This is a genomic window from Mesorhizobium sp. M1322 (assembly GCF_040318085.1).
GTDB lineage: Bacteria > Pseudomonadota > Alphaproteobacteria > Rhizobiales > Rhizobiaceae > Mesorhizobium.
Genome location: NZ_JAMYLP010000032.1, coordinates 31,709 through 46,009 on the forward strand (window position 1 = coordinate 31,709; position 14,301 = coordinate 46,009).

The 14,301-nt window shown below is 64.2% G+C and carries 13 protein-coding genes and 1 pseudogene; all 14 read left to right on the forward strand.

All coding sequences use genetic code 11. The features are described 5' to 3' along the window. Positions 1–315: 315 nt before the first annotated feature. The 14 genes and pseudogenes from exbB to NKH12_RS14500 all read left to right on the forward strand — a co-directional run bounded on the left by exbB (position 316) and on the right by NKH12_RS14500 (position 14,265). Positions 316–1,275: a tonB-system energizer ExbB gene (gene exbB, locus NKH12_RS14435; protein ID WP_352953732.1), complete on the forward strand. Its 960-nt coding sequence runs from the start codon at positions 316–318 to the stop codon at positions 1,273–1,275. Positions 1,276–1,290: 15 nt separating this feature from the next. Further along, the gene (gene exbD, locus NKH12_RS14440) at positions 1,291–1,749 is read left to right on the forward strand and encodes a TonB system transport protein ExbD (RefSeq protein WP_352953733.1); all 459 of its coding nucleotides are present in this window, start codon (positions 1,291–1,293) and stop codon (positions 1,747–1,749) included. Continuing rightward, positions 1,749–2,726: an energy transducer TonB family protein gene (locus NKH12_RS14445; RefSeq protein WP_352953734.1), complete on the forward strand. Its 978-nt coding sequence runs from the start codon at positions 1,749–1,751 to the stop codon at positions 2,724–2,726. Before exbD ends, NKH12_RS14445 begins: the two co-directional genes overlap by 1 nt. Before the next feature lie 146 nt (positions 2,727–2,872). Further along, positions 2,873–3,205: an ArsR/SmtB family transcription factor gene (locus NKH12_RS14450; protein WP_352953735.1), complete on the forward strand. Its 333-nt coding sequence runs from the start codon at positions 2,873–2,875 to the stop codon at positions 3,203–3,205. 14 nt (positions 3,206–3,219) lie between these two features. After that, the gene (locus tag NKH12_RS14455; protein WP_352953756.1) at positions 3,220–3,909 is read left to right on the forward strand and encodes an aquaporin; all 690 of its coding nucleotides are present in this window, start codon (positions 3,220–3,222) and stop codon (positions 3,907–3,909) included. Then, positions 3,906–4,325 carry an arsenate reductase (glutaredoxin) gene (gene arsC / locus NKH12_RS14460; RefSeq protein ID WP_352953736.1) on the forward strand — a complete coding sequence of 140 codons (420 nt, stop codon included), beginning with the start codon at positions 3,906–3,908 and terminating at the stop codon, positions 4,323–4,325. Before NKH12_RS14455 ends, arsC begins: the two co-directional genes overlap by 4 nt. A 74-nt stretch (positions 4,326–4,399) precedes the next feature. Beyond that, the gene (locus NKH12_RS14465; protein ID WP_095485005.1) at positions 4,400–4,720 is read left to right on the forward strand and encodes an ArsR/SmtB family transcription factor; all 321 of its coding nucleotides are present in this window, start codon (positions 4,400–4,402) and stop codon (positions 4,718–4,720) included. A gap of 51 nt (positions 4,721–4,771) precedes the next feature. Next, positions 4,772–6,206 (forward strand): annotated as a pseudogene (locus tag NKH12_RS14470) (NAD(P)-binding domain-containing protein). Then, on the forward strand, positions 6,203–7,441 hold the full coding sequence (gene arsK / locus NKH12_RS14475) for an arsenite efflux MFS transporter ArsK (RefSeq protein ID WP_352953737.1): 1,239 nt from the start codon (positions 6,203–6,205) through the stop codon (positions 7,439–7,441). Before NKH12_RS14470 ends, arsK begins: the two are co-directional and overlap by 4 nt. Positions 7,442–7,546: 105 nt before the next feature. Then, positions 7,547–9,046 (forward strand): helicase HerA domain-containing protein, encoded by a 1,500-nt coding sequence (locus NKH12_RS14480; protein ID WP_352953738.1) that lies wholly within the window; start codon positions 7,547–7,549, stop codon positions 9,044–9,046. 285 nt (positions 9,047–9,331) lie between these two features. After that, complete coding sequence (gene ampH, locus NKH12_RS14485) at positions 9,332–10,483, forward strand: D-alanyl-D-alanine-carboxypeptidase/endopeptidase AmpH (protein WP_352953757.1); 1,152 nt, start codon at positions 9,332–9,334, stop codon at positions 10,481–10,483. 462 nt (positions 10,484–10,945) lie between these two features. Further along, positions 10,946–11,233 (forward strand): XRE family transcriptional regulator, encoded by a 288-nt coding sequence (locus tag NKH12_RS14490; protein WP_352953739.1) that lies wholly within the window; start codon positions 10,946–10,948, stop codon positions 11,231–11,233. 21 nt (positions 11,234–11,254) lie between these two features. Next, complete coding sequence (locus NKH12_RS14495) at positions 11,255–13,567, forward strand: HsdM family class I SAM-dependent methyltransferase (RefSeq protein ID WP_352953740.1); 2,313 nt, start codon at positions 11,255–11,257, stop codon at positions 13,565–13,567. Beyond that, on the forward strand, positions 13,567–14,265 hold the full coding sequence (locus tag NKH12_RS14500) for a hypothetical protein (protein ID WP_352953741.1): 699 nt from the start codon (positions 13,567–13,569) through the stop codon (positions 14,263–14,265). Before NKH12_RS14495 ends, NKH12_RS14500 begins: the two co-directional genes overlap by 1 nt. The last annotated feature ends 36 nt before the right edge of the window (positions 14,266–14,301 follow it).

A 14,301-nucleotide genomic window follows, 5' to 3' on the forward strand; every position in this document is an offset into this window, starting at 1 on the left:
GGCAACGACATTGCCGCGATCAGCAGGTTTCGGCGCGGAATCATTTCGTCGCGAATTCTTCCGCGACCAAACCAGTCACCATCTCGGCGCGCTCCCCCTTTCGAATTTCGACGCGGATCCGGCGTCACGACATTTTGTGACTCAATCAGCCATCTTCATTGTTGACTCGTAAACTCATGTTTCATAGTCAACCGGGCGTCGGCGACGTGCTCAAAGGAATTTTCGGTGTCGAGATGGGCGTGTTTGCGCATCCCGTCACCGGGCAGCCCATCGGCTATGTGCAATGAGGCGACTGTGAGAATAAGGAAGAAGCCCTTGTCCAGACATGGTTTGTTCGCGGCGTTGCTCGCATCCGCCATCCTGTCGGCCGGCGGCGTAGCCGCCCAGGAGCATCCGGGCGTAGCCGCCCAGGAGCAACCTGGCGCAACCCCGGCAATCGAGGCGCCGGCTCCGGCGCCTGGGGCGGTTGCGCCAGATGCCGCCGTGCCCCCCGCGATGCAGCGAGGCGTGACCGCGCCCGCCGAGACCACGCCTATCGAGACTGGTCCTTCGACGGCGACGTCTCTGACCCTGCCGCGTGACCTGTCGCCATGGGGCATGTTCATGGCGGCCGACATCGTCATGAAAGCGGTGATGATCGGGCTGGCCTTTGCGTCCATCGTCACCTGGACGATATGGCTGGCCAAATCGCTGGAGATCCTTGGCGGCAAGCTGCGCGCCCGCCGCGCGGCACAAGCGATCGGTAATGCCGCGACGCTGAGCCAGGCCGGGCGCGCGCTTGGCCACGATAGCGGTCCTGGCGCGCTGCTGGTGCGGGCAGCGGAGGAAGAGACCGCGCTTTCGGCCGGCTCGCTCGACCATGTGTCCGGCGACGGGCTGAAGGAACGGGTCACTTCGCGCCTGTCGCGCATCGAGGCGGCGGCGGCGCGGCGCATGTCGCGCGGCACCGGCGTGCTGGCGACGATCGGCTCGACCGCCCCGTTTGTCGGCCTTTTCGGCACGGTCTGGGGCATCATGAACGCCTTCATCGGCATCTCGCAGGCACAGACCACCAATCTCGCTGTCGTCGCCCCAGGCATTGCGGAAGCCTTGCTGGCCACCGCGATGGGCCTTGTCGCCGCGATCCCGGCTGTGGTCATCTACAACGTCTTCGCGCGATCGATAGCCGGCTACAGGCAGATCCTCGCCGACGCGTCGGCAGGGGTCGAACGGCTGGTCAGCCGGGATCTGGATTTCCGCACGGTCGCGCCGGCAAAGCAGATGGCCGCGGAATGAACACGGAGCGACGCCATGGCGGCTAGAATTCGAGAGAACATCGACGTTGATATCGAGGAAAACCACGAGATCAACGTCACGCCGTTCATCGATGTGATCCTGGTTCTGCTGATCATCTTCATGGTTGCGGCACCGCTGGCGACGGTGGACGTCAATGTCGACCTGCCGGGCTCGACCGCGACGCCGGCTCCCCGGCCGGAGACGCCGCTGTTCCTGACGCTGAAAGACGATCTGAGCCTGGCGATCGACAACGACGCGATACCGCGCGCAGCTTTCGCCGCCGCGCTCGTCGGCAGGACAAAAGGCGACAGGCAAACGCGCATCTTCCTGCGCGCCGACAAGGCGGTCGGCTATGGCGATCTGATGGAGGTGATGAACCTTTTGCGCGGCGCCAGTTATCTGAAGATCGCGCTGGTCGGCCTCGAGACCGCGCCCGGCGATGCCGCGGCGCCGCAAGTCGGGACGGGCCAATAATGTCGCCGGCGGCCGCCCTGCCGATGGCCGATCAGCGGCGTTTCGGCGTGCGTGAGATTGCCTGGTGGGCGGGCGCGGCGGCGCTGGTTCTGGTGGCGCATGCCGCGATCGGCTATGCGATGCAGAGCTGGCGCCCGGCCGAGCCCGATGGCGGGCCGCCGCAGGCGCAGGTGATCGAGCTGTCGCCGATGGCGTTCACGCCGGCCGAGCCGGCGCCGCTGCCGGATGAGATAGCGCCCGATCAGCCGGATCCGGCCGAGGAGCCAGACGTAACCGAAACGGAGCCTCCGCCCGAACCGCACGTCGAGCGGGCAGAGCCGGTCACCGAGCCGTCGGAAGCCGCCCGGGCCGACACAGTCGAGCCCACCCCGCCAACCGTGGCGGAACGGGTCGACCAACCGCCGCTCGAGGAGGTCGTGCCTGATATTGCCGAGGCCGTCACGCCGGAAGTGGTCATTCCGCTGCCGCAGCCGAAACCGGTCGACGCACCCGTCGAGGCCAACACAAAGAAGCAGGCAAAGACTGAGGCAAAGGAGCCGGCTGAGGTCAAGACCAAGAAGCCGGTCAGAGAGGCCAGACAGCGTCCGAAAAAGGAGAAAGCCGCACCGCCGCGGACGACGGCCAGTCTCGCTGCGAAACCCGCAGCCAAGGCGGCCGCACCGAAATCGGCCAAAGCATCGGCTTCGAGATCCGGTGTGAGCTCGTCCAAGTGGAACTCGCAGTTGCATGCGTGGATCAGGCGACACACGCGTTATCCGAGAGCCGCGAAGGCCCGGCGCGAGGAAGGTAGTCCACGAGTGACCTTTACGGTCGACGGATCCGGCCGCGTTCTATCCGCCCGGCTGGCTCGTTCCTCCGGCTATCCGGACCTCGATCGCGCGGCGCTCGACGCCTTACAGGGTGCCAAAGTGCCAGCGCCGCCGCCGGAAAAAGCGGGTACATCCGTTGCGGCGCCTTTCACATTCAAGCTGGACTAGGTCGTTTGGCATAAACTGACCCGTCTTGGCCTACAGTCGGATACGAACCGTTGCAGTCCGCATCCAGCGACGATTTTCGACCATCCATCGTCATTTGTCTGTCATATGTCGGCCATATACATCCATAATTCCGGATTCTGGGATGCATGGATAAGAACACCGCCCTTCTCGCACTGGCAGCGCTTGGCCAGGACACCAGGCTCGAGGTGTTTCGCCTGCTGGTGCGGGCGGGCACAGATGGTGTTCCTGCCGGCGAGATCGCCTCGCGCCTGGGTACGGTGCAGAACACCATGTCGGCGCATCTGAAGGTTCTCGACCATGCCGGCCTGGTCCGCGCCGAGCGTGACGGCCGGACGATCCGCTACGTCGCCGACATGACCGGTTTTCGCGATCTGCTTGCCTATCTCATGGAGGATTGCTGCAACGGCGCGCCAGAACTCTGCCAGCCGGTCATCCAGGCGGTGACTTGCAAATGTTAGAGATGGGCACACCCATGGCGGCTGACCTGTCCCGTCGCATTGTCGCGGAAGCGCTCGGCACGGCGATGCTCGTCGCGACGGTCGTCGGGTCCGGCATCATGGCCGACCGGCTGACGGATGATGTGGGTCTGTCCCTGCTCGGCAATACGCTGCCGACTGGAGCGATCCTGGTGGTGCTGATCACCATACTCGGACCAATTTCCGAGGCGCACTTCAATCCGGCGGTGACGCTGGTCTTTGCCCTCAGGCGCGAAATCGATGCAACCGCAGCTTTGGCCTATGTCATCGCTCAGATTGTCGGCGGCGTCGCCGGAACGCTGCTGGCGCACGCCATGTTCGAACTGCCGATTCTACAGATCTCGCAAACCGTGCGGACCGGAAACGGACAATGGCTCGCGGAGTTGGTGGCCGCCTTCGGCCTGGTCTTCACCATTCTGGCGGGCCTTCGCTTCCGTTCTGAGTCCATCCCCTGGCTGGTCGGGCTCTACATCACCGCGGCCTATTGGTTCACGGCTTCGACCTCGTTTGCCAATCCGGCGGTCGCCATTGCGCGGGCGGTGTCAAACACGTTCGCGGGCATCCGTCCAGTTGACCTGCCAGCGTTCATCGTCGCCGAGCTGCTGGGCGCGCTGCTTGCCATGGCCTTGGCAGGGTGGCTGCTCGCTGACCCCAAAGCAATCAGACCGATGAGAGCCGCGAAATGACCATCACCATCTACCATAACCCCGACTGCGGTACCTCGCGCAACACGCTCGCCATCATCCGGCAGTCCGGCGAAGAACCTGATGTGATCGAGTATCTGAAAAATCCGCCGTCGCGCGAACGGCTGGTCGAGCTGATCACGGCGATGGGGATGACGCCGCGCGAAGTGCTGCGCGAGAAGGGTACGCCTTACGCCGAGCTCAATCTCGGCGATCCCAAATGGACCGACGACGAGATCGTCGATTTCATGCTGGCGCATCCGATCCTGATCAACCGGCCGATCGTGGTGACGCCGCTCGGCACCATGCTTGCACGGCCGTCCGAAGCGGTTCTCGATATCCTGCCCAATCCGGATATCGGGCCGTTCACCAAGGAAGACGGCGAAGTTGTCGTCGATGCATCGGCGCGGCGCGTCTGAAGGTTTAATCCAGTTCTTCGATAATCTTGGAAATAGCGCTTGACGGCACATGGCGGCGAGAACTACCTTATTCCATGAAACTCGAACAAGCAGCAAAACAGCTCGAGGCGCTCGGCAATCCGACGCGGCTCAATCTTTATCGCACGCTGGTGAGGGCAGGCGAAACCGGGCGACCGGTCGGTTACCTGCAGGAAACCTTGGGCATCGCTGCGTCGACCCTGTCGCATCATCTCCACCGGCTTATCCTGACCGGCCTGGTGACCCAGGAGCGGCAGGCAACGACGCTGATCTGCCGTGCCAATTACCCCGTCATGAACGATCTCCTCGGTTTTCTTGCCGACGAATGTTGTGCCGATGCCGCATGCGGCCCGGCTGTCGGGGAGGCGGCTGCGTAACTCTTTTTTTGACCGATATTTCTATAATCCTAGAAACATAGAAGGTGTGTCATGGTTCCCAACAGCAATCTCCCGGTTGCCATCATCGGCGGCGGACCTGTCGGCCTGGCCGCGGCCGCCCAGCTCGTCAGCCGCGGCCTTCCGGTCAAAGTTTACGAGGCCGGTTCCGCGGTCGGCTCGAACCTTCTGGATTGGGGCCATGTGCGGGTTTTCACGCCGTGGCGCTATTGTGTCGATGCGGTTGCCCGAAACCTTCTGGAGAGCCACGGCTGGCAGATGCCCGAGCCGGAGGCATTTCCTACGGCCGATGAGATCGTCGGCCAGTATCTTGCGCCGCTGGCAAAGCTCCCCGGATTGGCGCCGTCAATCGAGACCAATGCCCGCGTGGTCGCCATTTCCCTCTGGGGGGCCGACAAGGTTCTGAGCAAGGCGCGGGAGACGCTGCCGTTCATGCTTCTGGTCGAAACGGCGAAAGGCACGCGCCGGGACAGCGCCCGTGCCGTCATCGATGCGTCCGGCACCTGGCAGACGCCGAACCCGCTCGGCGCGGGCGGCATACCGGCCGAAGGCGAGAGGGAATTTGGAGACCGCATCGCCTACGGCATCCCAGATGTTCTCGGCCGCGACCGTCATCTCTATGCAGCCCGCACGACATTGGTGGTTGGCGCCGGCCATTCCGCCGCCAATGCCTTGCTGGAATTGGCGGAGCTTGCGCAAACCGAACCGGGCACTTCGGCACTATGGGTGACGCGCGGCATCGATCTTGTCCGCATCTACGGCGGCGGCGATGCCGACGCCCTGCCGGCGCGCGGCGAACTTGGTTCGGATGTTCCGGCAGCTCGCCGAGAGCGGCCGCGTGCGGCTGGTGACTGGCTTTGCCACGGTTGCCATTCGCGAGGTCGACGGCCGGCTGATTGTCGAAGGCCAGACAAAGGAGGGGCTGCGCACGCTCGGCCCCGTCGACCGGATCATCGCCGCGACCGGGCAGCGCCCCGATCTCGCCTTGGCCCGGGAGCTTCGGCTGGACCTCGATCCGGGGCTCGAAGGCGTCAAGGCGCTGGGGCCGCTCATCGATCCCAACGAGCACTCATGCGGCGATGTCCCGCCGCACGGTCACCGCGAGCTCAGCCACCCCGAGCCTGATTTCTACACGGTCGGCGTCAAAAGCTATGGCCGGGCTCCGACGTTCCTGCTGCTGACCGGCTATGAGCAGGTCCGCTCGGTCGCCGCGGCGCTCGCCGGCGACATGGTTGCCGCCGATGCCGTGCAGCTGGTGCTGCCCAAGACCGGCATCTGCACGGTGCCGCTGCCTATTTCAGGCGTCTCATCCGGAGCTTGCTGTGGCGGACCAGGGCCGGCGGCCGTCGATGCCTGCTGTGTCGACGATGCCAAGGCAAAAGCGAGCGGCAAGTCTGGATGCGGCTGCGGCAGCACGCAAGCGATCGCAGCAGTGCGCAGCGACGATCTCGAGATCGCCGCTCAATGAGCGACCGGAAGATCCCGGCTGCTGCGCTCTGGGCGTTGGGGCTGACGCAGATCATCGGCTACGGCACGCTCTATTACAGTTTTAGCATCCTGGTGCCGTCCATCGCGCTCGAGTTCGCCTGGCCGGAGCAATGGGTTTTCGGCGCCTTGTCGGCGTCGCTGCTGGCGGGTGGGCTGTTTGCCCCGACAGCAGGGCGCTGGGCCGATCGTTTCGGCGCCGGCCGGGTGATGACCTTTGGTTCGGTTGCCGCCGCGGCAGCGCTTGTCGCTTGCGCGATAGCACCCGGTCGGGCGAGCTTCGTGTTGGCTCTGATGGCGATGGAACTGGCGTCCGCCTTCGTGCTCTACAGCGCCGCTTTCATCGCGATCGTCCAGATCGGCGGCGCCAGGGCGCAACGCAGCATTACCCATCTGACGCTGATCGCCGGCTTCGCCTCCACCCTGTTCTGGCCGCTGACGGCGGCACTTCACGAATACCTGACCTGGCGCGAGGTCTATTTGGTCTTTGCCGGTATCAATGTCGCCGTCTGCCTGCCCATCCATGCCTGGCTGGCGCGGCTGTCGCGTCGGACAGGCGAAAGCGCTTCGGCGTCACCTGCGGCCATCGGGTCGGCAGGCGGTCCGGTTGCCTTCACCGCGCGCGACCGCAGCAGAGTGTTTCTGCTGATGCTTGGCGGCTTCGCCATCGAGGGTTTCGTGCTGTCGTCGATCCTCGTTCACATGGTGCCGCTGACGACGGCGCTCGGGCTTGGCTCCGCCGGGCTCGTCGTCACCACGCTTTTCGGGCCGTCCCAGGTGGCGAGCCGGTTGATCAACATGCTGTTCGGCGGCCGGCTGGCACAGACCTGGCTCGCTGTGATCGGCGCGACTTTGTTGCTGCTCGGCCTTGTCGTCCTGCTGGCGACGACACCATCGCTGCCTGGAGCCATCGCCTTCGTCATCCTGTTTGGATTGGGCTCGGGCCTCGCCAGCATCGTCGGCGGCACGCTGCCGCTGGAGCTGTTTGGGCGGGAGCGCTACGGCGCCCGGCTGGGCTGGGTGACGGCCGCACGTCAGTTTTCTTCGGCACTTGCGCCGTTTGCCCTCGCCATGGCGATGGCAGGCATGGGCGTCCAACCGTCGCTCTGGCTGACCGCTGCGGCCGGCATACTCGGCATAGTGGCCTTCTCGGCCATCATCCTGGTCAAGCGGCAGCATCTCACGCAGGATCCCGTGATGCTTACCTCGGCGAACTGACGCCGCGCGCAGCGTCGAGCTGTGCGCAACACCGAGCAGCCGGCCATGCGCGCTCGACGGGCCGCGATGCGGTTGATAAGCCCTCTCCGCAAGGAGAGTCGAGACATGACCGTTGCGATCGAGATGGGCCACACGACCGCGGGCGCCCCGGCGGCACTGGATCTTGAGGAGCTGCTGGCGACGCGCCTTTTGGTGCAGGGCAATTCGGGCTCCGGCAAATCGCATCTGCTGCGCCGGCTGCTGGAGCAGAGTGCGCCGTGGGTGCAGCAGACCATCATCGACCCCGAAGGCGACTTCGTCTCGCTGGGCGACCGTTTCGGCCACCTCGTCATCGATGCCGAGGAGCATACCGAGCGCGGCTTGCAGAGCGCCGGCGAGCGCGCGCGCATCCACCGCGTCTCCACGGTGCTCAATCTCGAGGGGCTCGACGCCGAGAACCAGATGCGGCGCGCCGCTGCCTTCCTCGGCGGGCTGTTCGAGGTCGCCCGCGACCACTGGTATCCGATGCTGGTGGTGGTGGACGAGGCGCAGCTTTTCGCGCCGGCAGTGGCGGGCGAGGTTTCGGACGAGGCGCGCAAACTCTCGCTCGGCGCCATGACCAATTTGATGTGCCGCGGCCGCAAACGCGGGCTGGCCGGGATCGTCGCCACCCAGCGGCTGGCAAAGCTCGCCAAGAACGTCGCCGCCGAGGCTTCCAATTTCCTCATGGGCCGGACTTTTCTCGATATCGACATGGCGCGCGCCGCCGACCTTTTGGGCATGGAGCGGCGGCAGGCGGAGGCTTTTCGCGACCTGGAGCGCGGGCAATTCATGGCGCTGGGCCCGGCGCTGTCGCGCCGTCCGCTCGGCTTGCGCATCGGCCCGACCGATACAAGCCCACGCAACGGCACCCCGCGGCTGATGCCGCTGCCGGAAGCAGCGCTGGCGGATGCCCGCGCGATCATCCTGGCAGCGCCGCCGCCGGAAACCGTCCGGCCGCAGCGCCGGTCGTCGCCGGACCTGCTCGATCAGCTGATGGCGGCGAAATCGGCGGCCCTGGAAATCCGCCCCGAAGCGGTGGCGCCGCCAATCAGCGCCGAGGATCTGGCGGAGCGGCGTGAGCGGGTGGATCGTGTCCTGCGCGCCGTGCTGGCGCAGCCCGATGCGGGGTTCCGTGTCATCGGTGTGCTCTATCAGGAATTCGTGGTCCGCTGCCGTATAGAGGGCCTGGCGTCAGTCGTGCCGGATTTGCCCGCCTTCCGTCGCATGCTGACGCGCGCCCGCGCCGGCCTCGGCTCCGACATGGCCGGGGATGTTGCGTGGCAGGAGGTCTCGGTGCGCGCCTCGCTTCTGCCCGAGGATATGCAGGGTGTGTTCATGATGATCGCCCGCGCGGCGAAGGAGGGCTGGCCCTGCCCGAGCGACGCGGCGATCGCCCGCGCCTATGGCTCACATTCGCTGCGCCGCGCCCGGCGCCTGCTGACCTATATCGAGGAGCAGGGCGTCATCGTCTGCCAGCTTGACGGTCTCGGCCGGCGGGTCGTGACGCTCGTCGAATTGGCCTGGGCAACGGCACCGGGCGACCCCAACGCCGAGGAGGCGGAGCAGGGCAGTTTGGCTGTGTGAGGCGGCGGCCGAGCGAGCAAGGGGGATGCCACGCATCAAGGCGAGGTATGGCCAAGCGGCAGGTACAGCGGCGAGTCTTTTAGAGATCAGCCCCGATCAACTGACGAAGGACAAGAAATACGGCAGGACTGTAGCGCAAATAGCCGCCGAAACTACGCCACCGCCGCCGATTACCCCTTCGATTCTTTCTGTTGACATCTCCTGCTTCTGGAGAGATGGTTAGATACTACGCGGCGGCCCTTTTTCCGAAGATTTTATTCTGCAGCTTTATCAAAGGAGTTGGCAATGCGTTTGTGTCGATCGCGCCGACTTATGGCCATCGCTTTGACGGCAATCGCAGCCATTCCCTCTTATGGACATGCCGAGGACAAGCTGCTGACGGAAGCGGTGCAGTTCAACGGTACGATCCTGTATCTCTCCACCGAGGTGCCTGGCCTGATCTTCGGCGCCGTGCGCAACGGCGAGACGGCCTTGGGCGGTTTCGGCAAGATTGCCGACGGGAGCGAGAAAGTGCCCGACGGCGACACAATGTTCCGTATCGCGTCCGTGAGCAAAGTGTTCTGCGGCAGTGTGCTTTCCTCGCTGACGATCGACGGTAAGGTACAGCTTACCGACCGGCTGCAGGATCGCCTTGGCTGGGACGTCACGCTCCCGGAGAAAGATGGCCGCGCCCTCCGCCTGATCGATCTCGTCGCGCAAGCTTCCGGCCTTCCGCGGGAGGTGCCAGTGGCCGAGGCGCCCCCCTCCGACCCCTTCTCTACGAACACCAAAGAGGCGCAGATTGCCGCCCTCAAGGACAATCCGCTGCTGTTCGCGCCGGGCACCGCCGTTCTCTATTCGAACTTCGGATACGACCTCCTTGGAGCGGCGCTCGCGAATGTCTCGGGAAAGCCTTATGCCGAGGCCCTGCGGGAGCGTGTCCTCAATCCGCTCGGCATGAAAGACACGGTTTTCAACCCAAGACCGGAGGACGAGCCGCGCCTGATGCAGGGCCATAACTTCGACGGCAGCGCCATGCCAATCGTGCCGACGAGCACAGCCATGGAGTGCGCCGGTGGATTGTACTCGACCGCGAACGACCTGCTGCGCTGGATGAACTGGCATGTCGACAACAAGCCTTCCGCGGCCGACGCCGAGTTGCGGCTTTTGAACCACGCGGCTTTTTTGTACCGGGACGGGCTCGCGTCGGTGGTGGGGCTGGATGACGGCGGCCCGATGGACGCCATGGGTCTCGGATGGGTCATCATGCTCCCCAACGAGCATCGCCCGCTCATCCTCCAGAAGAGCGGCGGACTGCAAGGGATGTTTCTCTATGTTGCGATTGCACCGACACGCGGCGTCGGCGCTTTCTTCGTCATGAACGAATTCAATGCCGCCGGCTTCATGGCTGGGGTCAAGACCACGAACGATCTCGTCGCAGAGATCGCTCCACGCTGATCTTCGCGCTGATCGGGGTACGTGCGCGATGATCAATGCTGTGGAGGGGCCTGACGGGCGGCGTGTTTCGCGGCAAGGCAAGCGCGTCATCGGCGATTTCCGGCCGACCGCTTAGCCTCCTGAAGACGACCTTTGCCGGCGCGCTTCACCGTTGCTAACGGCCGGCTCAAGCGGCGGCCAAGCTGACGTCACTCGACATCAGCAAACCGTCAAGAGCGGTCATCGCCGAACCATTGCTCAGACGTCGCGTTTTGGCCATGTGCTACCAGTCCGGTTCTGGGTGACAATGCGGAAAATTAGCCCTTTGTGCATCATAGAACCATGATGCTCACCCTGGAGCAGATGCGACTATTCTGCTCCTTCGGCTTTATACCGGCTGTATGGAAGTCGAACGACTGGCATTGCACACATCGTATTGTGTGCTATGACACATCAAACAGTGTGTTGAGATGAAACGGTGCGGTGCCTTACGCTGACTTCCTTGCCGAACTTGAGCGCGCGGGCCTCAGTGTGCGCAGCTTTGCCGATTTGATTGGCATGAACCCCAATTCGATCACGAACTATGCAACACGGGGAGAACTGCCGCAGCACATCGCGCTTGTTGCAGTGCTCGTCGCTGAAATGGCGGCGTGCGGGGTCGACTATCGCACCGCGATTGCCAAGGTTGCACCGACTAAGAAGCCGCGTGGCGCCACCCGTCGCGGCCATTTCGGCGGCGATCGGCAGGCAAGCCTGGATTTGCGGTCGTGAGCGCACCGCTGACAGACGGCCATGACTGACTGGCTGGCCCGGCTCGAACCCTTCGGCGCCGACCGGCAGGCGCTGCACTCGCTCGATGCCGACGGCCCCGAGCTTCTTCCCTATGCCACACTGACCAGCGCGAGACGCGACAGCAATTCGATCCTGGGCGTCGTCGGCGCCGTCTATGAATGGCAGGATGCGCCGCTCGTTTTCCTGGTCGATGCCGACCAGATCGACGGCAACGAACAAATCCACCGACTGCGGCGCTTGTTAGCGATGCGAGGGGATGCGCCATATCTCGGCATCGTCGCTCCCGGTCGACTCGACGTCTACGCCATTGCGCTCGATCGCAAGACGCCTGCCCAAGCGCGCATCGCGATCGACGTGACAGCCGAAGGGATCAAGGATCTGTTGCCGCATCTGGCCAATCGTCGGCCCCGGGCCGTGCGAACGAAGCAGAGCTGGATTTCCAACGTCGTCCTCAACTTGCTGACCGAGGCGATCGATCGCCTGATCGGTCTTGAGCTTGAACACGGCGACGCGATCTCGCTGGTGGGCCGTGCCCTTTTCGCCCGCTTCCTAGGGGATCGTGATCTCCTGCCGGTAGATCTGGCCGCGCCGGACGTTGCGGCGGCAATGTTCGACAATGCCGACAATGCGCGTGCAACTTGCACCTGGCTAGACGAGACGTTTAACGGCGATCCTCTACCCTTGTCAGGTGACATATTCGATCACCTGCCACCCGAAGCCTATCACGTTCTTGGCAACGTCATGATGCGCGCGCCGGACGGCCAACTCTTTCTGGGATGGGCAGAGCGCTGGGATCGGCTCGATTTCGCCCACATTCCCGTCGGCGTGCTCAGCCAGGCCTATGAACTCTATCTGCGCAGTCACGCGCCGGCGAAGCAGCGACAGGAAGGCGGATACTATACCCCCCGGCCCATCGCCGACTTGCTCGTGCGCGCGTCATTTCGCGCGCTGGAGCGTGATAGCGCGACCGCCGGCGCGCGGATTCTCGATCCAGCGGCCGGCGCGGGCGTGTTCCTCCTTACTGCATTCAGGGAACTGGTTGCCGCCCGCTGGCGCGCTGACGGCAAGCGGCCCGACACGCAGCGTCTGCGCGAAATCCTGTACGATCAGATCACTGGCTTCGACATCAACGAAGCAGCACTGCGCTTCGCCGCCCTGGCGCTTTATCTGATCTCGATCGAACTCGATCCAGAGCCCCAGCCCGTCGACAAGCTCCGCTTTGACGATCTGCGTGGCAAGGTGCTCCATCGGGTCGGGGCGGATACGGACGCGCCCGGTGCGGCGCTGGGAAGCCTCGGGCCCTTGGTCGGCGAGGAACATCGCGGCCGCTATGACATGATCGTCGGCAACCCACCGTGGTCGACGGGGACGAAGTTGCCGGACTGGTCATTGGTGCTGGCTACAGTCGCGCGCATCGCCAGTGAACGGACCGGAGCCATGATCGCGCCACCACTTCCCAACGAGGGACTCGATCTCCCGTTCGTCTGGCGCGCTATGGAGTGGGCGAAGCCCGGCGGCCAGATTGCCTTCGCACTCCATGCCCGTCTGCTCTTCCAACAGGGAGACGGCATGGTCGGCGCGCGCCGAATGCTCTTTCAGACGCTCGACGTGACGTCAGTTATCAACGGTGTCGAGCTGCGACAGACCAAAGTCTGGCCGGAAATCTCGGCGCCCTTCTGTCTGCTGATCGCGACCAACCGCATGCCGGAAACCGGCACGGGTTTCCGCTTGATCAGCCCGAGGGTGGAAACCGCGCTCAATGCCTCGGGGGCCATGCGCATCGATGCGCATTCGGCCGAGGTCATCGCGACGCAACAGATGGTCGAGACGCCCGACATACTCAAGATCCTGTTCCGGGGAACGAAGGCGGACCTCGGCCTTGTCGAGCGGATCAGAACGAAGGGGTTTCCCACCCTCGAGAAGTTCTGGCGGGATGCGGTTGGCATTTCCGACCGGGGCCGCATGGCGGGTGCCGGGCGCGGCTATCAAACCCTCAAGCCAAGTAGCCGGACCAGGAAGAAGGGCGATGGCCAACCGGGCGCCCCAGCGCAGTATCTGCACGGACTGCCCGATGTCACGATCGAATGCCTGGATGATCTCCTGATCTATAGCGATCAGCTCGTACCGTTGCAGCACGACCGGGTTCACGATCCTCGCGATCCCCGCTTGTTCGAGGCACCGATCACGATCGTGCACAAGTCGCCACCGGCGGAGCGGGGCCGGATCCGCGTCGCGGTTTCCAACAATCCCGTCGCGTACAATGAAAATTCTACGGATACAGTCCGCGTGAGTTCGAGCGTGCCGATGTCCTAGTGCGCTATCTCGCCCTCGTGTTCGGCAGCAAGTTCGCCTTGTGGCTCGCACTCATCACGAGTGGCGAGTTCGGGTTCGAGCGCGACGTTATCGAGAAGGCCGCGCTCGACCGCATTCCCTTGCCCGACTTCCGCAAGCTGGCGCCCGGCACGTTAGACGAGATCACTCAGCTCTTCGATGGGCTGCACTTGTCCAAGAAGAGCTGGGAGGATGTCGATCGCTGGGTCGCGGATTTGTACGGGCTGGGGCCGACCGATCTGCAGATTATTTCTGACACGCTCGCCTTCAACCTGCCCTTCGCCGAGACGAAGATCGCAGCGGAGGCCCGGCCCGACCCGAAGACCACGGCCGACTTCTGCGCGCTGCTCCAAGGTGAACTTGAGCCTTGGGCGAAACGCTTCAACACGCCGGTCAGCGTGCGCATGGCGATTGATCGTCCTACGTCCCCCTGGCTGGGACTTCTGTTGCATACGGGGACTAAGCCGCCCCACGCCGGCATCGAACAGGATTGGGAAGGGCTGCTCGCTATCGCCGATGCCACGGCCGCGACGGAGATGATGGTGGAGGATCGCAGCGGCGCGCTACTCATCGGTCGTCTGGCCCAGAACCGCTACTGGAGCGACACACAGGCGCATCTGCTGGCCCAGCACATCATCTGGTCGCGCCTCGATTTCTTAAGAGGGCTCAACCGCAGATGAGTTCGCCTGTGCTTGTGCCCCGTCCAGACCAGATCG